The sequence below is a fragment of the Methylobacterium sp. Leaf469 genome, assembly GCF_001424745.1.
In the GTDB taxonomy this organism is placed as follows: Bacteria; Pseudomonadota; Alphaproteobacteria; order Rhizobiales; family Beijerinckiaceae; genus Methylobacterium.
In genome coordinates, this window is record NZ_LMRE01000023.1 from 132,864 (window position 1) to 157,593 (window position 24,730).

29 protein-coding genes are annotated in these 24,730 nt (G+C 69.2%); 18 read left to right on the forward strand and 11 right to left on the reverse strand.

The genetic code is table 11. The features are described from left to right. The first annotated feature begins 65 nt into the window (after positions 1-65). The 7 genes from ASG60_RS11820 (at position 66) to ASG60_RS11845 (ending at position 8,271) form a co-directional block, all read left to right on the forward strand. Positions 66-1,382: a replication-associated recombination protein A gene (locus tag ASG60_RS11820; protein WP_056173358.1), complete on the forward strand. Its 1,317-nt coding sequence runs from the start codon at positions 66-68 to the stop codon at positions 1,380-1,382. Positions 1,383-1,585: 203 nt separating this feature from the next. Then, positions 1,586-2,833 (forward strand): Hsp70 family protein, encoded by a 1,248-nt coding sequence (locus tag ASG60_RS11825; protein WP_056173360.1) that lies wholly within the window; start codon positions 1,586-1,588, stop codon positions 2,831-2,833. Positions 2,834-2,905: 72 nt separating this feature from the next. After that, the gene (locus ASG60_RS11830; RefSeq protein ID WP_056385737.1) at positions 2,906-4,363 is read left to right on the forward strand and encodes an RluA family pseudouridine synthase; all 1,458 of its coding nucleotides are present in this window, start codon (positions 2,906-2,908) and stop codon (positions 4,361-4,363) included. A gap of 200 nt (positions 4,364-4,563) precedes the next feature. Beyond that, complete coding sequence (locus tag ASG60_RS22035) at positions 4,564-5,049, forward strand: hypothetical protein (RefSeq protein ID WP_082531732.1); 486 nt, start codon at positions 4,564-4,566, stop codon at positions 5,047-5,049. A 13-nt stretch (positions 5,050-5,062) separates the two neighbouring features. Next, complete coding sequence (locus tag ASG60_RS11835) at positions 5,063-5,722, forward strand: HAD-IA family hydrolase (protein WP_056260980.1); 660 nt, start codon at positions 5,063-5,065, stop codon at positions 5,720-5,722. Between the two features lie 62 nt (positions 5,723-5,784). Continuing rightward, positions 5,785-6,618, forward strand: a complete 834-nt coding sequence (locus tag ASG60_RS11840) for an ATP12 family protein (protein ID WP_056386065.1) — start codon at positions 5,785-5,787, stop codon at positions 6,616-6,618. A 120-nt stretch (positions 6,619-6,738) separates the two neighbouring features. Next, positions 6,739-8,271, forward strand: coding sequence for an acyl-CoA carboxylase subunit beta (locus tag ASG60_RS11845; RefSeq protein WP_056260978.1), 1,533 nt, complete (start codon positions 6,739-6,741; stop codon positions 8,269-8,271). A gap of 124 nt (positions 8,272-8,395) precedes the next feature. Here the strand turns inward: ASG60_RS11845 and ASG60_RS11850 are convergent, their stop codons facing one another. Then, positions 8,396-8,950, reverse strand: coding sequence for a TerB family tellurite resistance protein (locus tag ASG60_RS11850; RefSeq protein WP_056173371.1), 555 nt, complete (start codon positions 8,948-8,950; stop codon positions 8,396-8,398). Positions 8,951-9,167: 217 nt separating this feature from the next. Here ASG60_RS11850 and ASG60_RS23765 point away from each other — a divergent pair, with 217 nt between their 5' ends. Further along, entirely contained in the window at positions 9,168-9,296 is a 129-nt protein-coding gene (locus ASG60_RS23765; protein ID WP_274533103.1) for a hypothetical protein, read from the forward strand. A gap of 15 nt (positions 9,297-9,311) precedes the next feature. On the opposite strand, the gene ASG60_RS11855 is transcribed toward ASG60_RS23765, so the two are convergent. From ASG60_RS11855 to ASG60_RS11865, 3 genes are all read right to left on the reverse strand, one after another. Further along, the gene (locus ASG60_RS11855) at positions 9,312-10,274 is read right to left on the reverse strand and encodes a metallophosphoesterase (protein WP_056173374.1); all 963 of its coding nucleotides are present in this window, start codon (positions 10,272-10,274) and stop codon (positions 9,312-9,314) included. Positions 10,275-10,391: 117 nt separating this feature from the next. Beyond that, positions 10,392-10,607: a hypothetical protein gene (locus ASG60_RS11860; RefSeq protein ID WP_056174120.1), complete on the reverse strand. Its 216-nt coding sequence runs from the start codon at positions 10,605-10,607 to the stop codon at positions 10,392-10,394. Positions 10,608-10,906: 299 nt separating this feature from the next. Continuing rightward, entirely contained in the window at positions 10,907-12,304 is a 1,398-nt protein-coding gene (locus tag ASG60_RS11865) for an aminotransferase (RefSeq protein ID WP_056173377.1), read from the reverse strand. 112 nt (positions 12,305-12,416) lie between these two features. Between ASG60_RS11865 and ASG60_RS11870 the strand changes: the two genes are divergently transcribed. Beyond that, complete coding sequence (locus ASG60_RS11870) at positions 12,417-12,971, forward strand: hypothetical protein (RefSeq protein WP_056173385.1); 555 nt, start codon at positions 12,417-12,419, stop codon at positions 12,969-12,971. Further along, positions 12,961-13,707, forward strand: coding sequence for an HAD family hydrolase (locus ASG60_RS11875; protein WP_056305991.1), 747 nt, complete (start codon positions 12,961-12,963; stop codon positions 13,705-13,707). Before ASG60_RS11870 ends, ASG60_RS11875 begins: the two co-directional genes overlap by 11 nt. Here ASG60_RS11875 and ASG60_RS11880 read toward each other — a convergent pair. Further along, positions 13,704-14,195, reverse strand: a complete 492-nt coding sequence (locus tag ASG60_RS11880) for a MarR family transcriptional regulator (protein WP_056173392.1) — start codon at positions 14,193-14,195, stop codon at positions 13,704-13,706. The genes ASG60_RS11875 and ASG60_RS11880 overlap by 4 nt on opposite strands. Before the next feature lie 150 nt (positions 14,196-14,345). On the opposite strand from ASG60_RS11880, the gene ASG60_RS11885 reads away from it, so the two are divergent. Beyond that, on the forward strand, positions 14,346-15,125 hold the full coding sequence (locus tag ASG60_RS11885) for a DUF1499 domain-containing protein (protein ID WP_056305989.1): 780 nt from the start codon (positions 14,346-14,348) through the stop codon (positions 15,123-15,125). A 3-nt stretch (positions 15,126-15,128) separates the two neighbouring features. Here ASG60_RS11885 and ASG60_RS11890 read toward each other — a convergent pair whose 3' ends face one another. Further along, positions 15,129-16,046 (reverse strand): MBL fold metallo-hydrolase, encoded by a 918-nt coding sequence (locus ASG60_RS11890; protein WP_056386068.1) that lies wholly within the window; start codon positions 16,044-16,046, stop codon positions 15,129-15,131. Between the two features lie 166 nt (positions 16,047-16,212). Here ASG60_RS11890 and ASG60_RS11895 point away from each other — a divergent pair, with 166 nt between their 5' ends. Then, a complete protein-coding gene (locus ASG60_RS11895; RefSeq protein ID WP_056386070.1) occupies positions 16,213-17,553 on the forward strand; it encodes an Nramp family divalent metal transporter in 1,341 nt (446 codons plus the stop codon). Between the two features lie 148 nt (positions 17,554-17,701). Continuing rightward, the gene (locus ASG60_RS11900; RefSeq protein ID WP_244476648.1) at positions 17,702-19,111 is read left to right on the forward strand and encodes a carbohydrate porin; all 1,410 of its coding nucleotides are present in this window, start codon (positions 17,702-17,704) and stop codon (positions 19,109-19,111) included. A 25-nt stretch (positions 19,112-19,136) separates the two neighbouring features. Here the strand turns inward: ASG60_RS11900 and ASG60_RS23050 are convergent, their stop codons facing one another. Next, positions 19,137-19,298 carry a hypothetical protein gene (locus ASG60_RS23050; protein ID WP_162244792.1) on the reverse strand — a complete coding sequence of 54 codons (162 nt, stop codon included), beginning with the start codon at positions 19,296-19,298 and terminating at the stop codon, positions 19,137-19,139. 372 nt (positions 19,299-19,670) lie between these two features. Here ASG60_RS23050 and ASG60_RS22040 point away from each other — a divergent pair, with 372 nt between their 5' ends. Beyond that, positions 19,671-19,847: a DUF1328 domain-containing protein gene (locus ASG60_RS22040; RefSeq protein ID WP_003599466.1), complete on the forward strand. Its 177-nt coding sequence runs from the start codon at positions 19,671-19,673 to the stop codon at positions 19,845-19,847. 126 nt (positions 19,848-19,973) lie between these two features. On the opposite strand, the gene ASG60_RS11905 is transcribed toward ASG60_RS22040, so the two are convergent. Continuing rightward, positions 19,974-20,192 carry a NepR family anti-sigma factor gene (locus ASG60_RS11905; RefSeq protein WP_056174126.1) on the reverse strand — a complete coding sequence of 73 codons (219 nt, stop codon included), beginning with the start codon at positions 20,190-20,192 and terminating at the stop codon, positions 19,974-19,976. 191 nt (positions 20,193-20,383) lie between these two features. On the opposite strand from ASG60_RS11905, the gene ASG60_RS11910 reads away from it, so the two are divergent. After that, the gene (locus ASG60_RS11910; protein ID WP_056173403.1) at positions 20,384-21,187 is read left to right on the forward strand and encodes a response regulator; all 804 of its coding nucleotides are present in this window, start codon (positions 20,384-20,386) and stop codon (positions 21,185-21,187) included. A gap of 716 nt (positions 21,188-21,903) precedes the next feature. Here ASG60_RS11910 and ASG60_RS22740 read toward each other — a convergent pair. Both ASG60_RS22740 and ASG60_RS11920 read right to left on the reverse strand, forming a co-directional pair. After that, entirely contained in the window at positions 21,904-22,113 is a 210-nt protein-coding gene (locus ASG60_RS22740) for a hypothetical protein (RefSeq protein WP_156398883.1), read from the reverse strand. Positions 22,114-22,195: 82 nt separating this feature from the next. Beyond that, positions 22,196-22,390 (reverse strand): general stress protein, encoded by a 195-nt coding sequence (locus ASG60_RS11920; protein ID WP_056173408.1) that lies wholly within the window; start codon positions 22,388-22,390, stop codon positions 22,196-22,198. Positions 22,391-22,659: 269 nt separating this feature from the next. On the opposite strand from ASG60_RS11920, the gene ASG60_RS11925 reads away from it, so the two are divergent. Further along, a complete protein-coding gene (locus ASG60_RS11925) occupies positions 22,660-23,103 on the forward strand; it encodes a Crp/Fnr family transcriptional regulator (protein ID WP_056173412.1) in 444 nt (147 codons plus the stop codon). A 3-nt stretch (positions 23,104-23,106) separates the two neighbouring features. On the opposite strand, the gene ASG60_RS11930 is transcribed toward ASG60_RS11925, so the two are convergent. Continuing rightward, on the reverse strand, positions 23,107-23,547 hold the full coding sequence (locus ASG60_RS11930) for a VOC family protein (protein ID WP_056260962.1): 441 nt from the start codon (positions 23,545-23,547) through the stop codon (positions 23,107-23,109). Positions 23,548-23,781: 234 nt separating this feature from the next. Here ASG60_RS11930 and ASG60_RS11935 point away from each other — a divergent pair, with 234 nt between their 5' ends. Both ASG60_RS11935 and ASG60_RS22050 read left to right on the forward strand, forming a co-directional pair. Further along, positions 23,782-24,423 carry a L,D-transpeptidase gene (locus ASG60_RS11935; protein WP_056173418.1) on the forward strand — a complete coding sequence of 214 codons (642 nt, stop codon included), beginning with the start codon at positions 23,782-23,784 and terminating at the stop codon, positions 24,421-24,423. 18 nt (positions 24,424-24,441) lie between these two features. Further along, complete coding sequence (locus tag ASG60_RS22050) at positions 24,442-24,594, forward strand: DUF3096 domain-containing protein (RefSeq protein ID WP_082483460.1); 153 nt, start codon at positions 24,442-24,444, stop codon at positions 24,592-24,594. Positions 24,595-24,730 lie beyond the last annotated feature (136 nt).

The following is a 24,730-nucleotide window of genomic DNA, read 5'->3' on the forward strand; positions in this document are numbered from 1 at the left end:
CCACGGGCGGGGTTCGCGCGGCGTTCCGGGTTGCGAAGCCGGCGCCCCCGCGTCTTGATGCGGCCATGTCCGATCTCTTCGTCTCCGCCGGCCTCCAGAACGCCGCGCCGCGCCCGCTCGCCGACCGGCTACGCCCCCAGACCCTGGCCGAGGTGGTGGGCCAGGAGCATCTCACGGGGCCGGACGGGGCGCTGACGCGGTTGCTCGCGGGCAAGTCGTTCGGCTCCCTGGTGTTCTGGGGGCCGCCCGGCACCGGCAAGACCACCGTGGCGCGCCTGCTCGCCCACGAGACCAGCCTGCATTTCGAGCAGATCTCGGCGATCTTCTCCGGCATCGCCGACCTCAAGAAGGTGTTCGAGGCGGCGCGTCAGCGGCGGACCCTGGGGCAGGGGACCCTGCTGTTCGTCGACGAGATCCATCGGTTCAACCGCTCGCAGCTCGATGCCTTCCTGCCGGTGATGGAGGACGGCACGGTCACCCTCGTCGGCGCCACCACCGAGAACCCGTCCTTCGAGCTCAACGCCGCCCTGCTGTCGCGCGCCCGCGTCCTGCTGTTCCGGGCGCTGGACGACGCCGCCATCGCCAAGCTGATGGTTCGGGCCGAGGCCCTGACCGGCCGGCCGCTGCCGTTGGACGAGGAGGCGCGCGGCGTGCTGGTGCGGATGGCGGACGGCGACGGGCGCGCCTCCCTGACCCTGGCGGAGGAGGTCTGGCGCTCGGCCAAAGCCGGTGAGGTCTTCGGCGCCGAGGCGCTGCAGACCATCATCCAGCGCCGGGCGCCGATCTACGACAAGTCCCAGGAGGGGCACTACAACCTCATCTCAGCCCTGCATAAGACGGTGCGGGGTTCCGACCCGGACGCGGCCCTGTACTACCTCTGCCGGATGCTCGACGGGGGCGAGGACCGCCTGTTCATCGCGCGCCGTCTCGTCAGGATGGCGGTGGAGGATATCGGGCTCGCCGACCCGCAGGCCCTCGTGGTCGCGACCGCCGCCAAGGACGCCTTCGATTTCCTGGGCTCCCCGGAGGGTGAACTGGCGCTCGCGCAGGTCACCGTCTACCTCGCCTGCGCGCCCAAATCGAACGCGGTCTACAACGCCTACAAGGCCGCGACGCGGGTCGCGAAAGAGCACGGCTCCCTGCCGCCGCCGCGCACCATCCTCAACGGCTCCACGAAGCTGATGCGCAAGATCGGTTACGGCGAGGGCTACCGCTACGACCACGACGAACCGGACGCGTTCTCGGGCCAGGATTACTGGCCGGAGAAGCTCGGCCGCCAGCACTTCTACGAACCCACCGACCGGGGCATGGAGAGCCGCTACACCGATCGCCTCGCCCATTGGGAACGCCTGCGGCAGGCGCGGCGCGACGCGGACGGGTGACGGTCGAGGAGTGACGACGGGGCGGCGCGTCGGCGGTTTCGGCGGGGCGCTGGTGGCTGCGATGCGCGTCGTCGCGGCGGCCGCTCCGTTGCGTCGGCGGGGCGTGCCGCGTCGCCGCGCTGCACAAAATTCCGTGGACCGGAGACGGTCGAGCCTGTAGGGGAGCCGGCCCAGCGCAACCGATCCATCGCCGGAGACCCACCATGGCGGCCTGCGGCCTCGATTTCGGTACCTCGAACACCACCCTCGGCCTCGTCACCGGGCAGGCGCCCGCCCTGGTGCCCCTGGAAGACCGGCACGTCACGATCCCGAGCGCGATCTTCTTTCCGCCTGGCCAGACCGCCTTCGTCGGACGCGCCGCCATGATGGAATACGTCGAGGGCACGCCGGGGCGCCTCATGCGCAGCCTCAAATCCGTGCTCGGCTCGTCCCTCCTGGAAGAGACCACGCCCGTCGGCCGCGAGCGCATCAAGTTCCGCGACGTCATCGGCCGCTACCTCGCCGCCGTGAAAAGTCGGGCCGAGACCGCCACCGGCGCCTCCCTCGACACGGTGGTGCACGGCCGCCCGGTCCACTTCGTCGACGGCGACCCGGAGGGCGATGCCCGCGCGGAGGACGCCCTGCGGGAGATCGCCCGGGGCATCGGCTTCAAGCACGTCTCCTTCCAGTTCGAGCCCATCGCGGCGGCCCTCGACTACGAGCAACAGGTTCGCGCCGAGGAGATCGCCCTCATCGCCGATATCGGCGGCGGCACCTCTGATTTCTCCATCGTGCGCCTGTCGCCCGAGCGCCACGCCAAGACCGAGCGGGCGGACGACATCCTGGCCAACGACGGCGTGCGCATCGGCGGCACCGATTTCGACCGGCGCCTCAGCCTCGGCACGGTGATGCCGCTGCTCGGCCTCGGCAGCCCCATGAGCCGGGGCGACATCAACGTGCCCAACGCCTATTTCCACGACCTCGCCACGTGGTCGAGCATCAACCGGCTCTACAATCCCCGGACCCTGCGGGAGATCGAGGAGGTGCGCCGCGACGCCCGCCGACCCGAGCTCATCGACCGGCTCTACGCGGTGGTGGAGGCTGAGCGCGGGCATTCGTTGGCCATGGAAGTCGAGGGCGCCAAGATCGCCACATCGGATGCGGGCCGCGGCAGCATCGATCTCGACTGGGTCGAGCGCGGGCTCGTCGCCGACATCGACCGCACCGGCCTCGTCGCCCACACCGACGAACTCGCCCGGCGCATCGCCGAGCGGATCGGCCGCTGCCTCGCCCAGGCCGGACTCACCGCCGACCGGATCGACGCCCTGTTCCTCACGGGCGGGTCCACCGGGCTGCCGCATGTCCGCGCGGCCCTGACGGCGGCGGTGCCCAACGCCCGGATCGTCGACGGCGACACCTTCGGCTCCGTCGGCACGGGTCTCACCATCGAGGCGGCCCGGCGCGCCGCCTGATTTCCTGTTGGTCGGCGGGGCCTTGCGCGGCCTGCGCTATGCCCCGGCGGGTGCCGGTGGTACGAGCGGGGCATGACCACACGACCACCTTCACGCGGCGGCGCCGGACGCAAGGGCTCCGGGGCCGGAGCGACCAAGCGACCCGGGCGCGGACCCGGCCCCGCCGGCAAGAGCTCGTTCGGCGCGAAAAGCGCGTTCGGCGGCAAGCGCCCGTTCCGCAACGCCAAGGACCCCGATCGCGAACGCACGGGGCCGCGCACCAGCGCCCTCGACGCGGCCCAGCGGGCGGCGTCCATGCGCGGCGAGGCCGACAAGCGTGCGCCCTGGCGCCCCGGCGACGCCCCGGATCCGCAAGCCGAGCAGCGCGATCAGCAGGAGCTTCCGAGCCGCATCCGCAGCCCCCGGCCGCAGAAGCCCGAGGCGACCCCTGAGGACGCGCCGCGCCGCGCCCGTGCGCCGCGCGCCGAGACGGCTGCCCCCGTCGAAGGCCCGACCCGGCGCGAGCAGCGCGCCGCCGCCTCCGCCACCCTGGCGTCGGGGGTCCAGACCCTCGTGGTCGAGGAGGACGAGGCCGAGATGCGGATCGACCGCTTCCTCACCACGCGGTTTCCGCAGCTGCCCTTCACCCGCGTCCAGAGCATCGTCCGCAAGGGCGAGCTCCGCGTCGACGGCCGCCGCGCCAAGCCCAACGACCGGCTCCTGCCCGGCATGAGCGTGCGGGTGCCGCCCCTCAAGCTCGATGCCGTGGGCGAGCGGCCGCGCAGCCCTCAGCGCGACGCCACCGACGCCGACTTCATCCGCTCGCTGATCCTCTACGAGGATGCCGAGATGATGATCCTCAACAAGCCCTTCGGCCTCGCGGTCCAGGGCGGGTCCGGCACCGTGCGGCACGTCGACGGCCTGCTCGAATCCCTGGCCGGCGCGGACGGGCAGAAGCCGCGTCTGGTCCACCGCCTCGACAAGGACACGGCCGGTTGCCTCATCGTGGCCAAGACCCGGCTCGCCGCCGCGACGCTGGCGAAGAGCTTTCGTTCCCGCTCGGCCCGCAAGGTCTACTGGGCCCTCACCGCCGGGGTGCCGCGGGTGCCGCAGGGCCGGATCTCGACCTACCTCGCCAAGGAGGAGCCCACCGACGCGGATGCCCGCATGCGGGTGGCCCAGCACGGCGACGACGGGGCGGCGCACGCGCTGACCTACTACGCCATGGTGGACAACGCGGCCCAGAAGCTCTCATGGCTGTCCCTCAAACCGGTGACGGGGCGCACGCACCAGTTGCGCGCGCACGCGGCGCATATCGGCCATCCCATCGTGGGCGATCCGAAATACTTCAGCATCGAGAACTGGGAGTTGCCCGGCGGCATCCAGAACCGCCTGCACCTGCTCGCGCGCCGCATCGTGATTCCGCATCCACGCACGGGCAAGCCCGTGGACGTGACGGCCCCCCTGCCACCCCACATGGCCCAGAGCTGGAACCTCCTCGGCTTCGACGCGTCGCGCTACGATCCCATCGTCGAGGCACCCGAGGCCTGAGGCGCGGCCACCGGCATCCGGCCGGGAAGGCCACCGCGGAGGCGGACAAGGCGACGGTGCCGCACGCGGCGACCTTGGCAATCCGACCGCATGCCTTATCCTCTCGTGCAACCTGAAGGCTCCGCCGCGCCGCGGCGGGACCTCAACCGCGCCAAGCTGGCCTGCGGGTCGTCTCGCAAGCCGTCTCGAAGGTCACGTCCATGAACCCCGCGACTGTCGCCTGTAGCGCGCTCCTGTCCCTGTCCCTGCTGACACTCGCGTCCGGCACCCTGGCGCAAACGGCGCCGACGGCTCCGCAGGTGCGACCGGCACCCACGCCCCCGTCCCCCGCCCAGCAGCGCCCGGCGACCTCCGGCACGACCGGTCCTGGACAGACGAACCCTGGACAAGCGAACCCTGGACAAGCGGGCGCCGGCCAATCCAATCCGAACCAGGCCACGGCGCCGCAACCGACGCCCGCTCCACGACAGGCCAACCCCGGCCAGCCCCCGACCCAGGCGGCCCAGGCGCCGGGCGGACGCGCAGCGGGTGCGGGCCGGCGCGCTCGGGCGTCCTACGCGAGCTGCAACCGGCAGGCCCATGCCCGTGGCCTGCGCGGCGGGGCGCGACGCCGCTTTCTCATCCGGTGCAAGCTCGGCTACGAACGTCCGCGTCAGCCCCAGTCCGCACCGGCGCGCCAGCCGTGACGGGCGCCCCCCCGTGACGCTCATCGTCTTCGACGTCGATGGCACCCTCATCGACAGCCAGCACCTCATCGTGGCGGCGCAGGGCCTCGCCTTCGCCGAGCACGGCCTCGCGGCCCCGAGCCGGGCCGAGTCCCTCTCCGTCGTCGGCCTGTCCCTGCCGCAGGCGTTCCGGCGCCTCGTCGGCGATGAGGGTCCGGTGGACGGCCTGTCGGAAAGCTACCGGCGCGCCTTCAACCTTCTGCGCCTCGACCCGAACTACGAGGAGCCGCTGTTCCCCGGTATGGAGGCGCTGCTCCAGCGCCTGCACGCCCGAAGCGACATCCGGCTCGGCATCGCCACCGGCAAGGCCCGGCGCGGGGTGGACCGGCTCATCGAGACCCATGGCTGGCGGGGCTGGTTCGCCACCACCCAATCTGCCGACGACGCGCCCTCGAAGCCCGACCCGACCATGCTGCGCCAGGCCATGGCGGAGGCCGGCGCCACGCCCGAGACCACGGTGATGATCGGCGACACCACCTACGACATGGAGATGGCGGTGAGCGCCGGCGCCGTCGCCATCGGGGTCGGCTGGGGCTACCATCCGGCCGGTGCCCTGTTCAACGCCGGTGCCGCGACGGTGGTGGACACTGCGACCGCCCTCGGCGAGCTGTTTCCCGGCCCCGCCCACCCCTGATCCCCGGATCCGGGATGGCGGCGGGTCTCGCGGGCGCCGCGCCGATGCGCTATCCCCGGCCCATGAGCGACGATCCCAAATCCGACTGGCTCGGCGGCGCCGATGCCCCGCCCCCGAAGCCCGCTGCCGACCCCACCGCCTCCGCCCGCGGCCCCGGCAAGCCGGCCCTGCCGAAGCGCTTCTATGCAGCCGCCGGACTCGCCGAGGCCGAGGGCGGCCTGCGCCTGACCCTCGACGGCCGCCCTGCCCACACGCCGGCGCGCAACCCCCTCGTTCTGCCGAACCGAGGGCTCGCCGAGGCCGTGGCGAGGGAATGGGAGGCGCAGGTCGGGGTGATCGATCCCTCGACCATGCCGCTGACGCGGCTCGCCAACACCGCCATCGACGGCGTCGCCCCCCGGCGCGACGCGGTGATCGACGACCTCTCGGCCTATGCGGGCACCGACCTCCTCGCCTACCGAGCCGGTGAGCCGGATCGCCTCGTGGCTGCGCAATCCGCCGCCTGGGACCCCGTGCTCGACTGGGCCCGCGAGAATCTCGGCGCCCGCTTCATCCTCGGCGAAGGGGTGATGCACGTCGCCCAACCGGAGGACACCGTCGCGGCCCTGCGCCGGGCCATTGCGGCGACGGACGGGCCGTTCCGGCTTGCGGCCCTCCACACCCTGACGACCCTCACGGGCTCCCTCGTCCTGGCGCTGGCCGTGCTCGCTGGGCATCTCACGCCGGCCGAGGCCTGGGCCGCCGCCCACGTGGACGAGACCTATCAGGCGAGCGTCTGGGGCACGGACGCCGAGGCGGCGGCGCGCCACGCCCTGCGCACGGCCGAGTTCGAGGCGGCAGCCCACCTCGCCGCACTGGCGCGCCGAGAGCCGGAACCTGGTTCGCCGAAAACTTGAAATCCATTTTCGCTGAAAGCGCCGCGTGCTAAGTGCGCTTCAAACCGTAGCCGTTGGGCTCTCGCGAGAGAGCCCATGGGCGCGGGTCCCGTCATCTCTCCAAGGCAAGGCGTTCTCCGCATGAAAGACATTCTCGAACGGCTCGAGGAGCGGCGCGCCCAGGCCCGCCTCGGCGGCGGTGAGAACCGCGTCGTGGCCCAGCACAAGCGCGGCAAGCTGACGGCGCGCGAGCGCATCGAACTCCTCCTCGACCATGGGTCGTTCGAGGAATTCGACATGTTCGTGCAGCACCGCTCGACCGATTTCGGGATGGAGAAGCAGAAGATCCCCGGCGACGGCGTCGTCACCGGCTGGGGCACCATCAACGGCCGCACCGTCTTCCTGTTCTCGAAGGACTTTACTGTGTTCGGCGGCTCTCTGTCGGAGTCGCACGCGGCCAAGATCGTCAAGGTCCAGGACATGGCCCTGAAGATGCGCGCCCCGATCATCGGCATCTTCGATGCCGGCGGCGCCCGCATCCAGGAGGGCGTCGCGGCGCTCGGCGGCTACGGCGAGGTCTTCCGCCGCAACGTCGCCGCCTCCGGCGTCATCCCGCAGATCTCCGTCATCATGGGCCCGTGCGCCGGCGGCGACGTCTACTCGCCGGCCATGACCGACTTCATCTTCATGGTGCGCGACACGAGCTACATGTTCGTGACCGGCCCCGACGTGGTCAAGACCGTCACCAACGAGGTCGTGACCGCCGAGGAACTCGGCGGCGCCAAGGTCCACACAACCAAGTCCTCCATCGCCGACGGCTCGTTCGAGAACGACGTCGAGGCGCTGCTGCAGATCCGCCGCCTCGTCGACTTCCTGCCCGCCAACAACATCGACGGCGTGCCGGAGCTCGAGAGCTTCGACGATCCGCTGCGCCTCGACATGAGCCTCGACACGCTCATCCCCGACAACCCGAACAAGCCCTACGACATGGGCGAACTCATCCGCCGCGTGGCCGACGAGGGCGACTTCTTCGAGATCCAGGCGACCTACGCCCGCAACATCATGACGGGCTTCGGCCGCATCGAAGGCCGCACCGTCGGCTTCGTCGCCAACCAGCCCATGGTGCTGGCCGGCGTGCTCGATTCCGATGCATCGCGAAAAGCCGCCCGCTTCGTGCGCTTCTGCGACGCGTTCTCGATCCCGATCGTCACCTTCGTCGACGTACCGGGCTTCCTGCCCGGCACCGCCCAAGAATACGGCGGCCTGATCAAGCACGGCGCCAAGCTGCTGTTCGCCTACTCCCAAGCGACCGTGCCGCTGGTCACCATCATCACCCGCAAGGCGTTCGGCGGCGCCTACGACGTGATGGCCTCCAAGCACGTCGGCGCCGACCTCAACTACGCCTGGCCGACGGCCCAGATCGCCGTGATGGGCGCCAAGGGTGCTGTGGAGATCATCTTCCGGAGCGAAATCGGCGACCCGGAGAAGATCGCGGAGCGGACGAGCGAGTACGAGGATCGCTTCCTGTCGCCCTTCGTGGCGGCCGAGCGCGGCTACATCGACGAGGTGATCATGCCCCACTCCACCCGCAAGCGCATCGCCCGGGCGTTGGGCATGCTGCGCACCAAGGAGATGGAGCAGCCCTGGAAGAAGCACGACAACATCCCGCTCTGAGGGCAGGGAGCCGGAGTCCCGCTCGCCGGGCGCGCAGGCCGGACACGGGCCCATGCTGCGCATGAGGCAGACCGAAATCGCCGGCCCGACACCTCCGGGCCGGCGGTTTCGTTCTCGATATCCATCAGCCGTGGCCGTCGGTTCGGCTGGTCGCGAGGATTGGCCGATCCGCCACGAGGCGCCGTTTCAGACGGATCAATGCCTCCCGCTGCAACTCGCTCGGCGCCGAATGCGCGGAGGCGACCGATCTCACGAGTTCGACGAACTGCAGCCGCTCGGCCTCCGTCAGGTGGGCCTTCAACAGCGGCACCAGGGGATCGGCGATTTGCGAGAACGGGTGGCGTGGCTGCGTGTAGGTCCAGGCCCGCTCGAACATCTGGGAGATCCGCTCGATCTCCAGGGGCGTCTCCATGACTTCGAGGATGCGTGTCTTCTCCGCGGCGGTGATCGGACTGCCGGTGCGCACGATCTGGATCAGCAGGATCACGGCGGCCAGCCTGACATCGTTGACGCGCTGGAGGGGTGATCCGAAGAAATCGGTGAAGGCGCTTCGCGCGCGGCGCTGCAGCCCCTTCGTGTCCCGGTCGACCTCGCGGAGTTGCGAGACGGTGCCGTGCACCCGCAAGACCCAGAACACGACGCCCGCCACGATGGCCAAGGCAAGGAGGAGGATCGGCAAACTACATGCTCCGCGAACGATGAATCGGGTCGAACACGAGCGCAACACAGACCGAGGAGATGGTCAAATCCCCGTGATCGGGAAACGACTTATCCACGATGTGAGCGTCTGTTGAAGATACCCGTATTCAAGGTAGTGCAGGGGATTTCTCAGTTTCTGTGCTGTGGTTTTAGAAAGTCGTGCCATGATCGTCCCCCGGACGATCGAGGAGACCATCATGGCGACCGAAAACAAACGCGGCAGTCGCGAAGCGAAGAAGCCGAAAAAGCCCGTGGTCAAGACCATCGCGGCGGCGGCCTCGACCAAGGATATGGTCAGCGCGGCGGTGAAGAACGCCAAGAAATAACAGTCCGGCGAACCGTCAGCCGTGCCGGAGCGCGTCTTCCTGCACGGCGTGACCGGGCGTGACGATGCCGGGTCCTGCCGCACCACCGAGTTCGAGCAGGACGATCTCGGGCGGAACGCCGAAGCGCACCGGGACCCGGCTGACGCCGAAGCCGCCCGAGACGATCATGTGCCGGTTCTTCAGCACCACGTGCCCGTAGGCGAAGTCGTTGCCTTTTCGCGATGGAATCACGGGTGAGTAGCCGAACAGGCGGATCTGACCCCCATGGGTGTGGCCCGCGAGGGTGAGGGAGACGCGGTCGGGCACATCGAGAAATACGTCGGGCTCGTGCACCATGAGGAGCACCGGGGCCGGATCGGTGATCTGCGCGAGGGTGCCGGGCAGGTCGTCGCGACCCTCGTAATTGCCGACCTTCACGAACGGCTCCTGGTCGCCGAGGCCCGCGATCCAGAACGGGTGCCCGTCCTTCTCCAAGCGAAGCACGGTGTTCTCCATCACCGGGATGCCGCGCGCCTCCAGCACGCGCTGCGCCTCGGTGACGTCGCTTCTGCCCGCCTGCGTGTCGGCGTCATCCCACCAATCGTGATTGCCCAGGATGGCGTGGACGCCGAGGGGTGCGCGCAGGCCCTCGACCACCCGGGCGAACTCCATCAGCGGCACCTTGCGGAAGGTGACGGTCGGACTCGCCGGATAGTCGCCCAGCATCAGGATCAGGTCCGGCTTCAGCGCGTTGGTCGCATCGACGATCTCGGCGATGCGGTCGAGGGGCATGAATGGCTCGCCGACATGAAAATCGGCCAGGACCGCGACCCGCAGGCGCAAGCCCGGCGTCCAGCGTGGAAGCACCGGGCTGTACCGGGTCACGACGAGGCGGAAGCGCGGCTCGATGACGAAGGCATAGGCGCCGGTGGACAGGCCGAGAACGCCCGCCGCGCCGAGGCCGCCCAGCACTTGCCTGCGACTCGGCAGGATCAACATCGAAAGGGTCCTCGGGTGACGGGCCGATCCCGTCTCCCTCGGCGCCAATGGTGACGAATTGACGACGGCGCAGGGCGATTCAGACGGTCCCCGCACCACCGAAGGACCACCCGAGCATCAGACCTGCGGAGCGTCCTCGTGCTCGAAGCGCGCCGCCATCCGGGCAGCCTTTGCCCGGGTCGCCACCGCCTTGCCCGCCAGAGCCGACACGAGGACCGCGGCGGCGAGCGCCGGAAGGGCCACGGGCCGGAAGCTCTCCGCGACCCGGCCGGAGGCGGGGGTACGACGGTCGAGTTCGGGGGCGGCGCTCTGGGTCTGATCGGGGGCGTACATGAAACGGGTGTCCTGCTTTGCGCTCATACGGCGGCCGCCGGGGTGTCCTGACCCGCCCGGTCGCCCCACGCTCGCGGGCACCTTGCGGTTCGACCCGGACGCGTGTCGAGCTTCACAGCAACCATAAAGGTGGTCGCAATATGAATGGCGGATTAAGACTACGCGGATGCCCGAAATCACGGCAGCCTTGTTTCTCGTCACAGACAGCCGAGGCAACAGATCCGTGATCGACGTTGCGGCATTGCAATAACCCGCACCGCAATGCGGTCGTTGCTTGAATACAGCTGGCGTGTGGCTCGTCAGCCACGGGCGTGGGACATGGCTTCGAGCCCTTCCGCGGCGATCCACGCCTGGGTCCGGTCGAGGGCACGGGTCAGGCGATCGAACAGGGTGTCGATCTCGTCGGGCGCGATGACGAGGGGCGGGCACACGGCGACGCGGTCGCCGGCGAGGAACCGGACGATCAAACCCTCGGCCTGAGCGAACGCGACGCACCGGGCGGCAACGCCCAGCTTGGGGTCGTACTGCCGCTTCGTCTTCTTATCGGCGACGATTTCGAGACCGCCGATGAGGCCGAGCCCGCGCGCCTCGCCGACGATGGGGTGATCGGCGAGTGCCGACAGGCGGGCCTGGAAATGCGGCGCCTTGCGGGCGACGCCCTCGATGATCCCGTCGCGGCGGTAGATCGCAATGGTCTTGAGGGCCACCGCACAGGCGACGGGGTGCCCGGAATAGGTGGTGCCGTGACCGAAGGTGCCGAGCTTGGCGCTCTGCGAGACCATGTGCCGATAGAGCGGCTCGTCGATGGAGATGCCGCCGAGCGGCATGTAGCCGGAGGTCACCGCCTTGGCGAAGGACAGGCTGTCGGGCCGCATGCCCATGGCCTCGGACCCGAACCAGGTGCCGAGCCGCCCGAAGCCGCAGATCACCTCGTCGGCGATGAAGCGCACGTCGTGGCGGTCGAGCACCGCCTGGATCTTGGCGTAGTAGCCCGCCGGCGGCACGATGGCGCCACCGGCCCCCAGCACCGGCTCGGCCACGAACGCCGCCACCGTGTCGGGGCCTTCACGCTGGATGAGGGCCTCGAGTTCGGCGGCGAGACGCGTGGCGAACGCCTCCTCGGTCTCGCCCGCTTCGCCGTACCGGTAATGGTGCGGGCAGCCCGTGTGGAGGAAGCCCGGCAGGGGCAGGTCCCAATCGGCATGGTTGGCGGGCAGCCCGGTCATCGAGGCGGTGGCCACCGTGACGCCGTGGTAGCCCTTCACGTGGGAGATGATCTTCTTCTTCTTCGGCCGGCCGAGCGCGTTGTTGAGGTACCAGGTCAGCTTGACCTGGGTGTCGTTGGCCTCGGAGCCCGACGAAGTGAAGAAGATCTTCGAGGTCGGGACCGGCATCAGCTCCTTCAGGGTCTCGGCGAGCTCAATGGCCGGGTCGTGGCTGCGGCCCGAGAACAGGTGCGTGAACGGCAGACGCGACATCTGCTCTTTCGCCGCCTCCACCAGCTCCTCGTTGGAATAGCCGAGTGCCGTGCACCACAGGCCGGCCATGCCTTCGAGATACGGACGACCGTCGCTGTCGTAGACCCAGACGCCATGGCCGCGCTCCAGGACCAACCCCCCGGTCTCGCGGAAGGTCGCGAGGTTGGTGTAGGGGTGGATGAGGGTCTCGACGTCGCGGGCCGCCAGGTTCGAGAGCATCGGGTGTCCGTTCCATGAAGCGGGCCGCACGGGGCCCTGATCGGAGCGGCCACACTAACGGCCCGATGCCCGGGCATAAACCCGCTCACCGTCGCACCGGACGCACGCTGTCATGCTCTCGCCCACCACCCTCGACCCCGCGAGCGTCATCGCCACACCCGCCCCCGGGCGGGCCTGCGGCCCCTGCACCCTGTGCTGCAAGGTCTACGATGTGCCGGCCGTCGAGAGCACCGCCGGGCAATGGTGCCGGCACACTGCCCAAGGCCGCGGGTGCGCCATCCACGCCAGCCGGCCGGACCATTGCCGGGCCTTCCACTGCCTCTGGATGACGGAGGCCTGGCTCGGCCCCGAATGGAAGCCGGACCGCGCCAAGATGGTGCTCAGCCTCGATCCCGTGTCGCGCCACATGAACGTGCAGGTCGATCCCGGCCAGCCCAACGCCTGGCGGCGCGAGCCGTACTATACCCAGCTCAAGCGCTGGGCCGCGTCGTCCCTGCCGCAGAAGCGCCACGTGCTGGTCCATCTCAACAAGGTCACCACCGTGGTGCTGCCCGACCGCGACGTGAACCTCGGCGTATTCGAGCCCGGCGACCGTATGGTGGCCCGCGAGCGCGTGACGCCCACCGGCATCGTCATCGAGGTCGAGAAAGTTTCCCATGCGGCGTGAGCGCGGGGGATTGTGCGGCATCCTGTTCGACAAGGACGGGACGCTCGTCGATTTCGACCGCACCTGGGGCCCCGCCGCCCACGCGGTGATGGCGACCCTCACGGGCGGGGACCGCGGCCGCTTCGAAGATCTGATGCGCGTGAGCCACTACGTCGAGGCCGAGCGGCGCTTCCTGCCGACGTCGCCGCTCCTCGCCGGTGCATCCTCGATCTACGGGCCGCTCTGGGCGCGGGTGCTCGGCCGTCCCGCCGGACCGGAGCTGTACGCCGAGATGGACCGGCTGTTCCGCGAGGCCGCCCTGCGCTCGCTCCATCCCATCGGCGCACCGGCGGACCTTCTCGCGCATCTGGCCGCGGGAGGCTACGCGCTCGGCATCGCCACCAACGACGCGGAAGCGTCCGCCCGGGCCCAGTCCGCGGTGCTGGGTCTGATGCCGCATCTCGGATTCCTCGCCGGTTACGATTCCGGGCACGGGGCCAAGCCCGAGCCCGGCATGGTCCTGGCCTTCGCCGCTCATCTCGGGGTCGACCCGTCCCGCGTCGCGCTGGTGGGCGATACGCCCGCCGACACCCAGGCGGCACGGGCCGCGGGGGCTGTCGCCATCGCGGTGCTCAGCGGACCGGCGGGGGAGGGCGCCCGCGAGACCATGGCGGCCCTGGCCGATCACGTCATCGGCTCCATCGACGACCTGCCCGCCCTGCTGGCCGAGATCGAAGGCGCGAAGACTCAAGGCTAGCCCCGGGGAGCGGCCGCATCCTCGCGGGCGACATCGCGCCAGCGCAGCACCAGCCGCTCGAACCCGGCGATGTCCTCCGGAGCGAGACGGCCGAGGGTCCGGGCGACGTAGGCCTTCTGAGCCGCGATGCCACGGGCGGCGAGATCCGCGCCGGCACGCGTGAGGTGGAGGGCGTGCGAGCGCCGGTCCCCGGGGATCGCGCGGCGCTCGACCCATCCGGCCTCCACCAGGCGATCGACCAGGCCGGAGACATTCCCCTTCGTGACATAGAGCCGCGCCGCGAGATCCTGCTGGGTGGCGCCCTCGCGCTCGGTCAGGGTGGACAGCGCATCGAATTGCGGGATCGAGAGGCCCAGCCCACGCAGTTCCGCGCCCATGGCGGCGGTGACGCGGCGGTTGAGGCGGATGAACCGGAACCAGACCCGAAGCGGATCCGGGGTCTCGGCCTCCGGCAACGCCGCGGATCGGTCTGGGGCGGTCGCGCTCATGGTCGCCTCGCTATAGCAGAACCGGTGGGCAGCGGAAGCACGGGCGGGTGGCGCGCGGTGCCGACGCCCGGTAAAGCTCGGCGGGCCGCCTCGGAGTCTCCCGCGGCCGCGCGAGGGGCAGCGTGCCCGACAGGGATCGTCGTCAAACCCATGCGTCGTCTGCCCTTCGAGGAGCCCGTCACCCGCGCCGGCCCGCTCGCCCGCACGGTCGCCGGCCTCGCCCTGTTCGTCAGCCTGTTCGCCCTCGTGCTCGTGCGCGATCCGCGTGCGGAGGCCGGTCCGGCCCTGGCGACCCTCGGCGCCGGCCTGGTCCTCGCCGTCACCGCCGTGGGGCTCGCGGCGTTCGCCTTCGTACGGGTCTGGCGCGAGGGCGCGCGCGGCCTCGGCGCGGCGCTGGCCGGGCTGTTCGTGGCCTGCCTGATCCTCGCCTATCCGGCCTTCGTGGGCCTGCGGGCCCTGCGCCTGCCCGCACTCACGGATATCTCCACCGATATCGACAACCCACCGGCGTTCTCGCGCTCGCGCACCGCCTTCGCGGCTCGGGACGGGCGCTATCCGCCGGACCCCGGACCGGCGGCGCGGGCCAGCCAGCGCGCGGCCTATCCGCAGGTCGCGCCCTTGACCCTCGACCTCGATGCCGACGTCGCGTTCGAGCTCGCCCGCAAGGCAGCGGTGAACCGGCGCTGGCAGATCGTCGAGGCGATCCGCCCCGGCGGCCGGATCGGCAACGGCCGGATCGAGGCAGTGTCGCGTGGCCTCCTGCTCAACCTCGCCGACGACGTCACCGTCCGGGTCCATCCCCGGGCCGACGGTGCCCGGATCGACGTGCGCTCCGCGTCCCGCCTCGGGAGCCACGATTTCGGCGGCAACGCCGACCGCATCCGCGCCTATCTCGACGAGGTCGCCAACCTCGCCATCGCCGTCAAATAGGCGTCAGGCGGGGGCGTAGAGCCCCTCCAGGCGCGGTGGCCCCTCGGTGACGGCGAGGCCGCGCTCCACCAGATCCTCCAGATGGGCGAAGACCGAGAGGGCGGCGGCGCCCCGGAGGGCTGGATTCAGCCCCTGGTAGATCGCCCCGACGATGGCGCGGATATCGCGGTCGCCGGCCTCGATCCGCGCACGGATCGTCGTCTCGCGCTGCCGGCGATGGGCGCTGAGCCCGCGGACGAACCGGCGCGGGTCCCGAACCGGACCGCCATGCCCCGGCCAGTACACGGTCTCGGTCCGCTCGCGGAGCTTGTCGAGGGAGGCCATGTAGGCCCGCATGGAGCCGTCCGGCGGCGCCACGATGCTCGTCGACCACGCCATGACGTGATCGCCCGAGAACAGGGCGGATTCTTGCGGCAGCGCGAAGGCGAGGTGGTTCATGGTGTGGCCCGGGGTCTCCACCGCCTCCAGGGTCCAGCCATCCCCCGTCAGGGTATCGCCCTCGCGCATGAGGCGATCCGGGACATGGTCGCGGTCCGCACTCGCGTCGAGGTGCGGGAACTCGCCCTCGGCCAGATCGCGCGCCGCCCGGTGCGGTCCGCAGCCGACGATGGGCGCCCCCGTGCGGGCCTGGAGCAGGCGCGCTGCCGGCGAATGGTCGCGATGGGTGTGGGTGACCACGATGGCGTCGACCCGCTCGCCGGGGATCAAGGCCAGGAGCGCGTCGATGTGAGCCGCATCCTCCGGGCCGGGGTCGATGACCGCGACGGCACCGCTACCGACGATGTAGGTGCAGGTGCCGCTCGCCGTGAACGGGCTCGCGTTGGAGCAGACGCGGCGCCGGATCAGGGCCGACAGCCGCTGCGTCTCGCCACTCGTGGGAGCGCCCGAGTCGAAGACCGGATCGTCGCGCGTTTCGCTCATGCGGTCTCCGGGGAGGTCCATGGACATGCCCCGCCCCTACGCGATCGCCGGGCGCGCGACAACGCCACGAAAATGAAGCCTTTTATTTTCATTATAGCCAATGCTATATCGCGAGGAGGCAAGCTGGGCGCGGAGCCGCGCCGTCACCGAGGGACCGTACGGAGCGATGGGTTATCAGGACGGGGCGTGGCGCTTCCACCGCGACACGCAGGAGCAGCCGAGCCTCGGCGCCATGAACGGCAGCGTTCCGGTGCTCGCCACCGGGACGTGGCTGCGCCGGCTCCTAGCCTTCATCGGGCCGGGGTACATGATCTCGGTCGGCTACATGGACCCGGGCAACTGGGCCACCGACATCGCCGGGGGGGCCCAGTTCGGCTACACCCTGCTCTCCGTCATCCTGCTCTCGAACCTCATGGCCATCGTGCTGCAGGCGCTGGCCGCGCGGCTCGGCATCGCCACGGGCCGCGACCTCGCCCAGGCCTGCCGCGACCACTATTCGCGTCCCGTCGGCCTCGTCCTGTGGCTCGCCTGCGAGGCGGCGATCATCGCCTGCGACCTCGCCGAGGTGATCGGCACCGCCATCGCCCTCAAGCTCCTGTTCGGCATCCCACTCGTGCTGGGGGCGACCATCACGGCGCTGGACGTGTTCCTGATCCTGCTGCTGATGCGGCGCGGTTTTCGCGCCCTCGAAGCGTTCGTCATCGCGCTGCTCGGCGTGATCTTCGTCTGCTTCGGCGTGCAGATCGCCCTGGCGAGCCCACCCCTGCAGGCGGTGCTCGGCGGCTTCCTGCCGACGCCCGAGATCGTGACGAACCCGGCGGCCCTCTACATCGCCATCGGCATCATCGGCGCCACGGTGATGCCGCATAACCTCTACCTGCACTCCTCCATCGTACAGACCCGCGCCTACCCGCGCACCGACGAGGGCAAGTGCGCGGCCTTCCGCTTCGCCTTCACGGATTCCACCATCGCGCTGATGCTGGCGCTGTTCGTCAATGCGGCGATCCTCATCCTGGCGGCCTCGGTCTTCCACGCCAACGGGCGGACCGACGTGCAGGAGATCGAACAGGCCTACGAACTGCTGTCGCCGCTCCTCGGGGCCGGCATCGCCTCGACCCTGTTCGCCGTGGCGCTCCTCGCCTCGGGGCTGAATTCCACCGTGACCGCGACGCTCGCCGGCCAGATCGTCATGGAAGGCTTCCTGCGGTTACGCATCCCCGACTGGGCGCGCCGGCTCATCACCCGGGGCATCGCCATCGTGCCGGTGATCGTCGTCACGGCGCTCTATGGCGAACAGGGCACCGCCCGCCTCCTCGTCCTGAGCCAGGTCGTGCTGTCGATGCAGTTGCCGTTCGCCGTGATCCCCCTGGTCCGCTTCGTCTCCGATCGGGGCAAGATGGGCGCCCTGGTGATTCCCGGGTGGCTGAAGGTCCTGTCCTGGGCCATCGCCGGGCTGATCGTCGTCCTCAACGTCAAGCTCCTGATCGACACCGTCATGGGCGCCTGATCCGGCGGCGCGTCGCCCGAAAGGGTCGCGGGCCGCCTCTTCCGGACCAGCGCACGACGGAAACGGACCCGGGGCACACCCGGGCGCCGCCGGACAAACACACCTCGAAAACATAGCCGTGGCTTACTCTTCCAGCGGAGGCTTCACCATGTCCGGTCCACCCCGCGCCTGGCGGGCGGCATTCGTCTCCCTGATGATCTCGGCAACCCCGCCGCTCGCCCTGGCGCAGGCTCCCGAGGAGATCCCCGAACGGCCGCCGCAATCGGCCGCCGCCGAGCCGCAGGGTGATTTCCCGGTCTCGATCCGGTCGTCGCTCGGCCCGTGGGGCGATCCCAGCGGCCTTCGCGCCGCCTGGGCCGTACGCGGCGTGAACCTGACCCTGCTGTCGACCGACGAAGTGCTGGGGAATCCCCATGGCGGCGTGCGCACCGGCCCGATCTACGCGGGCAAGGTCGAGGCCATCATCAGTCTCGACCTCGAGCGCCTCGCCGGCCTCGACGGCGTGAGCGCCTTTGCCAACGCCTTCCGGATTCACGACACCGGCGGCCTGCGCGACCGAAGTTTTCAGCGGCTCATCACGGTCAGCAACATCGAAGCGTATCCCACCACCCGTCTGTCGGAACTTTGGCTCGAACGGCGGTGGGATTCGGGGCTCGGCCTGCGGATCGGGCAGCTCGCCGCCGACGGGGAGTTTTTCGCCTCCGAGACGGGCAAGCCGTTTCTGAGCAACGACTGGCCGACGATCACCGGCGCCAACCTTCCGAGCGGCGGACCGGCCTATCCCCTGGCCACCCCCGGCATCCGCCTGCGCTACGAAGCCGGCGCGGACCTCTCGGCTCTGGTGGCGGTGTTCAACGGCGATCCCGGCGACCAGCGCGTGGTCAACCGGTACGGAACGAACTTTCGCGTCGGCGACCCGCCCCTGGTGATGGCCGAGATCCAGATGCGGCGGAACCAGGAGACGGAGACACCTGCGCTCGCGGGAACCCTGAAACTCGGGGGATACAGGCATTTCGGCCGGTTCGACGATCTGCGCTTCGGCGCGGACGGCCTACGCCTCGCGGATCGATCCAGCCTCGGGACGGCGCGGCGCCTGCGCGGGACCAGCGGGATCTACGCCGTCGCCGATCAGCAACTCTACCGCCCGGACGGGGGCGGTCCATCGAGCGGTGTGTCGGTCTACGCCCGCGTCTCGGCGAGCCCCTCGGACCGCAACCCGATCGACCTGTGGGCGGATGGCGGTGTCGTCGTCGCCGGCTTGATCCCGGGGCGGCCGGACGATCTGTTCGGCGCCAGCGTGATCTACGCCCGGATCAGTGAGGCCGCGCGCGGCTTCGACCGCGACCGAGTCGACCTGCAGGCGAGTGGGGAGCCGGTCCGCACGGCGGAAGCGACCTTCGAACTGTCGTATCAGGCCCAGATCAGACCCGGCTGGACCGTGCAGCCGGATCTTCAGTACATCTTCAATCCCGGGGGCGGACTCGCGGACCCCGAGCGCCCCAACACACGGATCAAGGGTGGTTTCGTCTTCGGGATGCGTTCGACCCTGGTCTACTGACCGGACGCGTCCCGGATCGAGGCGATCACGACCGCCGACGCGTGGCGCGAACGCGCACGGGTACGAGCTGCGGCGCGGGGGCCGACCCTTCCACCAGGGCGCCGAGTCCACGGGACACGGCCTCGCCAACCGAACCCGCTGCCTTCACGAGGCGCCGCACGATCGATCCGACGAACGATGTACTCATGACGGGCTCCTTGATCAGCGACGGGTACCGAACGCGACCGGCGACGGGCCGGTTCCGATGACGGTCAAAAGGCAGATAAGGAGCGACGTCGTGCCTGCTCAGGACCGGAGGTCGATCCGTCGCACCATCACGCCGCTGCGCCCTCAGCTGCCCCCTGGGCCGTGAGCTTGACGGTAAATCTGGCACGCCGAGCACCGGTCCGGCAAGGCGGCACACGTCCGTTGAGGTTTGAAACGAGCCGTGCGCGAAAATCCTTCGCGGTCGCTGTGAATCCGACCGGACGACGCCGGAACCGGGGCGAAAACTTGGCGTTATTGCTGCAATGAGGTCGCAGCCTGACGCTGCGCCAAATCTTTCGAAGGATAGAGTCAGATGCTCGGTTGGGCCGTAACATTCCTCGTCGTCGCCCTCGTGGCAGCTCTGCTCGGTTTCGGCGGTATTGCCGGCACCGCGATGGAAGCCGCAAAGCTCGTGTTCTTCGTCGCCATCGTTCTGTTCGCCATCTCCGCCGTCATCGGCCTGATGCGCGGACGTTCCCCGACCCTCTGACGGGCGCCGGTTCGCACGGCACCGGCCGGGTGGGCATCGGCCCACCCGAAGCGATCGATGAGGGCCGCCGGCGCATTGCCGTGCGGCTCTCGTCGATTCGGATGGTACGGGCGCCGGATCGGCGCCTCAGGACGTCGCTTCGTCCGGCGGAGACGCTTCGAGCTGGGCAATGAGATCGCGGAAGCGGTCGGGTACCGGTTGCTGCACGACCGTATCGTACATGGCCCGAAGGTGCAGACCGATGCGCTTCTGGGTGTGGTCGCTGAGGCCACGGCCACGGGTGTCCTCGTCGGCACGCACGGTACGATCCCCAGGGGCGGGATCGCCCTTGTCGTGTGTGTTCATGCGTCGATTCCCCTTGATGCCGGACACCGGCATCGCCGCGATTGTTTTGCGGCTTGACATAGGTCATGGCTGCAGCTGCAACGCCGATGCGATCAGTCGGTTCCCGTCAGGCGGAACGGAGCTCTCCAATCCGCGTTGTGGCGGAAGCGGCCAAGGCACGCGGCCAAGAACGGCAAAGCCAAGGGGATAGTATGTCGACAGCCCAACTCGTGGTGCAGCACCTGCCGTATCTGCGCCGCTACGCTCGGGCGCTCACGGGTAGTCAGGTCGCCGGAGACGCTTACGTCGCCGCCACCCTCGAGACCCTCGTGAACGAGCCCGAGACGCTCGGCCGCAGTGCCAACGTCAAGGCCGATCTCTTTCGCGTGTTCACGCGCATCTGGAATTCCCTGTCGGTGAACGGCCAGAGCGAGCAGGTGCAGCACGACCTGCCGGCCGAAGTCCGGCTCGGCCAGATCACGCCCCTGCCGCGCCAGGCCTTCCTTCTCTCGTGCCTCGAAGGGTTCTCGGAGGAAGACGCTGCAATCATCCTCGACGTTGACGTCAGCCAGGTTCGCGACCTCGTCGACGAGGCCGGCCGTGAGCTCGCGGCCGACATGGCGACCGAGATCCTCATCATCGAGGACGAGCCGCTCATCGCCATGGACCTCGAAGCCCTGGTGGAAGGGCTCGGCCACAACGTCATCGGCGTGGCCCGCACCCGCACGGAGGCGATCAAGATTGCGTCCGAGGGGACCCGCCCCGGACTCATCCTGGCTGACATTCAGCTCGCCGATGGAAGCTCGGGCCTCGATGCGGTCAACGACCTCCTGAAGACCTTCGAGGTGCCGGTGATCTTCATCACCGCCTACCCCGAGCGCTTCCTCACCGGCGAGCGTCCGGAGCCGGCCTTCCTCATCGCCAAGCCGTTCCAGCCCGCGAACGTCTCCGCGGTGATCAGCCAGGCGCTGTTCTTCCAGCAGAGCGCACGCCGCCGCGAGGTCAAGTCGGCCTGAACGCCCCTCGACCCCACGATCCTCGGCAACAAACGACGAAAGGCCCCGTCACATGCCGGGGCCTTTTTGCTGACCTGTTCGGACCGGGCCCGTGGCGGATGAAGGACGAAAAAACGGGCCGGAGATCGCTCTCCAGCCCGTCGAAAAGGTTCCGGCCTATGCACAAGGGGATGCGGGGGAGGACCAGGCGGCCGGGGTGACCAGACAACGATCCGACCTCGCTGTCGTTCCGTCTCCCGGCATGGGCAACTCGAATTTTTTGCGCACAGCGGTTTTTTCGCAACACCTGCAGTTCGGCGGAAGCAGGATTTCCGTCAAATCGTAACGATCCGTCATTCGAGCTGTACTGGAAATTGCTCAATTCGAAACAGTCGAGGAACCCGAGACTGCGAGACGCGTTTGCTCGATATCCTGTCAAGCTCCTCATCGGAGATTACGACGATGTTTCGGTCAGGTCTCCTCCTCAGTGTCAGTGCACCGGCAGCGCTCCTGACATTGCTGATCCAGCCGACCGTCCAGCAGGCTGCCGACCAGAGGGCACCCCAGGCAGCACCGTTGACTGTCCTTCAGTTCACCTTGTCGGGACCGGATCTTCCCGGGCAGCGCGTGGCATCGACGGCGATCAGTCCGGTGCGCTTCGCGTCCGTAAGCCGCCCGTCATACTCCCCGAAGCCCGGTGTACTCGGACAGAGCGGCCGGACCGCGAGTGAGAAGGATCAGCCGAAGGTCCGCCGCTCGATGCGCGAAGGCTGCGAAGGCGCCATCAGCTCACTGGCGGGACCAGAGGCGCGCCGCATGCTCCCGGGTCGTTGCATTTCCTGATTTTCGTCGACCGGGAGTCGCTCCAGCACAACCTTCGTCATGGTCGCGCATAGGCCGACATCGCCAAGAACCGGTTCTTGGATGAGAAGACGCTGAAGGGGCATGAAAAAGGCCTCGTCCATTTCGGACGAGGCCTTTTTGTTTCAATTGAGCTTGGAACCCCCGAAGGGGCTCCAATGACCGGTATCAGTCCTCGCCTGGGCGACCGGTGCCGGTGGACTGACCACCCTTGCGACCGGCGGACGACGCCAGTTCGCGATCTTGGGAGAACGAGCGCTTCTCGGCCGGCACACTGCGCCCGCCCTTGCTCGCGATCTCCCGCTGCCGCTCCAGATCCATCGAGGCAAAGCCCCGCTTCGAGGTGGAGTTCGATGCCATCAGCGCCTCCTCAGATTTGCTCTCACTGCCAAGACAACCTTCACCAATATCGATGGTTCCTTAGGGAAACCCGGGCTGATCAGCGTAGAGCGGGACAAGCGTGGCTATAAGCATGGGTATAGGAAACGCTCGCGTACAGGGCACTTCGACGGCCTCGGCACGGCGGCTCTCCCGCCCCGTGGCTTTGCCGGGACTGGACAATCCGTGTGCGACCCGCATGGATGCGGCATGGAAAACCGTTCGATGCCGCCGCGCGACGCTGGGGTGCGCCAATGACCCTCGACACCGAGGTCTCGTCGTTACGGCAGGTGCCGCTGTTTCGAGGCGTCGAACCGTCGCGCCTGAAGCTCCTCGCCTTCACCAGCGAGCGGGTTCATTTCGAGGCCACCCAAGAGCTGTTCGCGCGCGGCGATACCGCCGATGCGGCTTATCTGATTCTCGAAGGCGAAGCCGAGGTTTCCATCGAAGGGCCGCAGGGACCGTTTCGGCTGGCGCTCCTCGGCGCCAACGCCCTCCTCGGCGAAATGGGAATTCTGGCCGACCAGCCTCGCTCGGCCACGGTCGCGGCTCTGACACCCCTGACGGCCCTGCGCATCGACCGCACGGTCTTCCTCGAGCTCCTCGCTCAGTTCCCGCAGATCGGCATCGCGGTCATGCGTGAACTCGCCCTGCGCCTCGAGCAGACCAACCAGCAATTGGCGCAGAGCCGGAGCTGACGTTCACTCCGGGTAGGTGATGAACTCCATCAGTGATCCGTCCGGATCCCGGAAATAGACGCTGAGGCCCCGACCGGCCGCACCGTCGCGTTCCACGGGCCCGCGCTCGACCGGCACGCCGTGCGTCGCGAGATGCGCCATGGCCCCCTCGATGGGGCCGGACCAGCGAAAGCACAGGTCGCTGTTGCCGGGCATCACCGGCTTCTCGGCAAGCGGCGTCGCCTCGATGCCCGGACCATGGACATTGAGCTGCACGCCGCCGAAGCGAAAGGCGGCCCCGACGGGGCGCTCCACGATCTCGGCCCCGAGCACGTCGCGGTAGAAGGCCGTCGAACGTGCCCAATCGGAGACGTGGATCACGCAATGATCGAGATGGATCGCCGGGGCGAGGTTGTCGAGGACGTCGCCTGCGTCGGAGACGGGCAGGGTCTGGGTGTCGGCCATGGGCGGATCCTCGTGTGGCGTTCATGATGCGATCAAGCGCGACGCCGACGCAACACCGCGGATCGCCTGATCGAGCCGCGGTTGCCTCGCAGCCTCGCCTGAATATGGCGGTGGGGGGCGACGCTTCCCCACACCTGCGGCGGGAAAGATACACCCTCGGCGGTCCGGGACGGCTAGTCAGGGGGAAGAATCCTGCAACCCGCCCCCCTCAACCCACACCCCGCGGAGCCAGCCATGTCCACCCGCCGCCTCATCTTCGGCCTGCTCCTCATCGCCCCCCTGGCGGCCTGCAACGCGCGCGGCCCCGTCAACGTCGCGGCCGACGACGATGCCGCCTGGTACACCGGCACCATGCCGGACAAGCCGTTCGACGTGCCCATCGTCGACAAGTCGCGCCTCGACCCGAAGTACCGGCGCCAGATCGTGCGCTACACCGGGCCGGAGAAGCCCGGCACCATCGTGGTCGACATCGACAATCGGCAGATCGCCCTGGTGCAGGAGGACGGCACCGCCGTTCAGTACGGCGTCGGCGTCGGCAAGGCCGGCTTTTCGTGGAAGGGCGAGGCTCGCATCGCCCGCAAGGGCGTGTGGCCGGATTGGAGCCCGACCACCACCATGGTCTCGCTCAATCCCGATCTGCCGCGCACCCGCAAGGGCGGCCTCGACAACCCGCTCGGCGCCCGCGCGCTCTACCTCTACCAGGGCAACCGCGACACGCTGTTTCGCATCCACGGCACCAACGAGCCCTGGAGCATCGGCGAGCAACTGTCGTCCGGCTGCGTGCGCATGCTGAACGAGGACATCGTCGACCTCTACGAGCGCGTTCCCGTCGGCACCCAGGTGCTGGTGAAGCGCAACGGCAAGTATCGGGTGTAAGACGAGGACCGTTCGGCCATGACCATCACCATCGCCCACCTGCAGCCCCTCGTCGCCCTCGGCGCCGGGGTGCTGATCCTGCTGATCCCCCGGCTGCTGAATTTCATCGTCGCGGCCTACCTCATCCTCGTCGGGCTGATTGGCCTCGGGGTGTTTCGCGCGCTATCGTGAGCCGGCGCGACGGCGGTCGGTGACAGAGGTACAGAACCGTCACGCGGGTCCCCACTCCGCGCGGCGTTCATCTTGCGTTGCAGCATGAGATGGTCCAACCCGCCGGGTACGATAGGCGCGCAATTCGCGTTTCATT

What these genes read in the sequence shown, in the direction of transcription:
- ASG60_RS11865 (WP_056173377.1), bottom strand. Translation starts at nt 12,304, where the DNA reads ATGCTCTCGAACCTGGCGGCCCGCGACGTCGAGACCCTCATCCACCCC.
- ASG60_RS11890 (WP_056386068.1), bottom strand. Translation starts at nt 16,046, where the DNA reads ATGAGCGAAACGCGCGACGATCCGGTCTTCGACTCGGGCGCTCCCACG.
- ASG60_RS22740 (WP_156398883.1), bottom strand. Translation starts at nt 22,113, where the DNA reads ATGCCCCTTCAGCGTCTTCTCATCCAAGAACCGGTTCTTGGCGATGTC.
- ASG60_RS23050 (WP_162244792.1), bottom strand. Translation starts at nt 19,298, where the DNA reads ATGAGTACATCGTTCGTCGGATCGATCGTGCGGCGCCTCGTGAAGGCA.
- ASG60_RS11880 (WP_056173392.1), bottom strand. Translation starts at nt 14,195, where the DNA reads ATGAGCGCGACCGCCCCAGACCGATCCGCGGCGTTGCCGGAGGCCGAG.
- ASG60_RS11840 (WP_056386065.1), top strand. Translation starts at nt 5,785, where the DNA reads ATGAGCGACGATCCCAAATCCGACTGGCTCGGCGGCGCCGATGCCCCG.
- ASG60_RS11825 (WP_056173360.1), top strand. Translation starts at nt 1,586, where the DNA reads ATGGCGGCCTGCGGCCTCGATTTCGGTACCTCGAACACCACCCTCGGC.
- ASG60_RS22035 (WP_082531732.1), top strand. Translation starts at nt 4,564, where the DNA reads ATGAACCCCGCGACTGTCGCCTGTAGCGCGCTCCTGTCCCTGTCCCTG.
- ASG60_RS11905 (WP_056174126.1), bottom strand. Translation starts at nt 20,192, where the DNA reads ATGAACACACACGACAAGGGCGATCCCGCCCCTGGGGATCGTACCGTG.
- ASG60_RS22050 (WP_082483460.1), top strand. Translation starts at nt 24,442, where the DNA reads ATGACCATCACCATCGCCCACCTGCAGCCCCTCGTCGCCCTCGGCGCC.
- ASG60_RS11845 (WP_056260978.1), top strand. Translation starts at nt 6,739, where the DNA reads ATGAAAGACATTCTCGAACGGCTCGAGGAGCGGCGCGCCCAGGCCCGC.
- ASG60_RS22040 (WP_003599466.1), top strand. Translation starts at nt 19,671, where the DNA reads ATGCTCGGTTGGGCCGTAACATTCCTCGTCGTCGCCCTCGTGGCAGCT.
- ASG60_RS11855 (WP_056173374.1), bottom strand. Translation starts at nt 10,274, where the DNA reads ATGTTGATCCTGCCGAGTCGCAGGCAAGTGCTGGGCGGCCTCGGCGCG.
- ASG60_RS11900 (WP_244476648.1), top strand. Translation starts at nt 17,702, where the DNA reads ATGTCCGGTCCACCCCGCGCCTGGCGGGCGGCATTCGTCTCCCTGATG.
- ASG60_RS11930 (WP_056260962.1), bottom strand. Translation starts at nt 23,547, where the DNA reads ATGGCCGACACCCAGACCCTGCCCGTCTCCGACGCAGGCGACGTCCTC.
- ASG60_RS11875 (WP_056305991.1), top strand. Translation starts at nt 12,961, where the DNA reads ATGCGGCGTGAGCGCGGGGGATTGTGCGGCATCCTGTTCGACAAGGAC.
- ASG60_RS11885 (WP_056305989.1), top strand. Translation starts at nt 14,346, where the DNA reads ATGCGTCGTCTGCCCTTCGAGGAGCCCGTCACCCGCGCCGGCCCGCTC.
- ASG60_RS11860 (WP_056174120.1), bottom strand. Translation starts at nt 10,607, where the DNA reads ATGTACGCCCCCGATCAGACCCAGAGCGCCGCCCCCGAACTCGACCGT.
- ASG60_RS11820 (WP_056173358.1), top strand. Translation starts at nt 66, where the DNA reads ATGTCCGATCTCTTCGTCTCCGCCGGCCTCCAGAACGCCGCGCCGCGC.
- ASG60_RS11910 (WP_056173403.1), top strand. Translation starts at nt 20,384, where the DNA reads ATGTCGACAGCCCAACTCGTGGTGCAGCACCTGCCGTATCTGCGCCGC.
- ASG60_RS11935 (WP_056173418.1), top strand. Translation starts at nt 23,782, where the DNA reads ATGTCCACCCGCCGCCTCATCTTCGGCCTGCTCCTCATCGCCCCCCTG.
- ASG60_RS11925 (WP_056173412.1), top strand. Translation starts at nt 22,660, where the DNA reads ATGACCCTCGACACCGAGGTCTCGTCGTTACGGCAGGTGCCGCTGTTT.
- ASG60_RS23765 (WP_274533103.1), top strand. Translation starts at nt 9,168, where the DNA reads ATGGCGACCGAAAACAAACGCGGCAGTCGCGAAGCGAAGAAGCCGAAA.
- ASG60_RS11870 (WP_056173385.1), top strand. Translation starts at nt 12,417, where the DNA reads ATGCTCTCGCCCACCACCCTCGACCCCGCGAGCGTCATCGCCACACCC.
- ASG60_RS11895 (WP_056386070.1), top strand. Translation starts at nt 16,213, where the DNA reads ATGGGTTATCAGGACGGGGCGTGGCGCTTCCACCGCGACACGCAGGAG.
- ASG60_RS11830 (WP_056385737.1), top strand. Translation starts at nt 2,906, where the DNA reads ATGACCACACGACCACCTTCACGCGGCGGCGCCGGACGCAAGGGCTCC.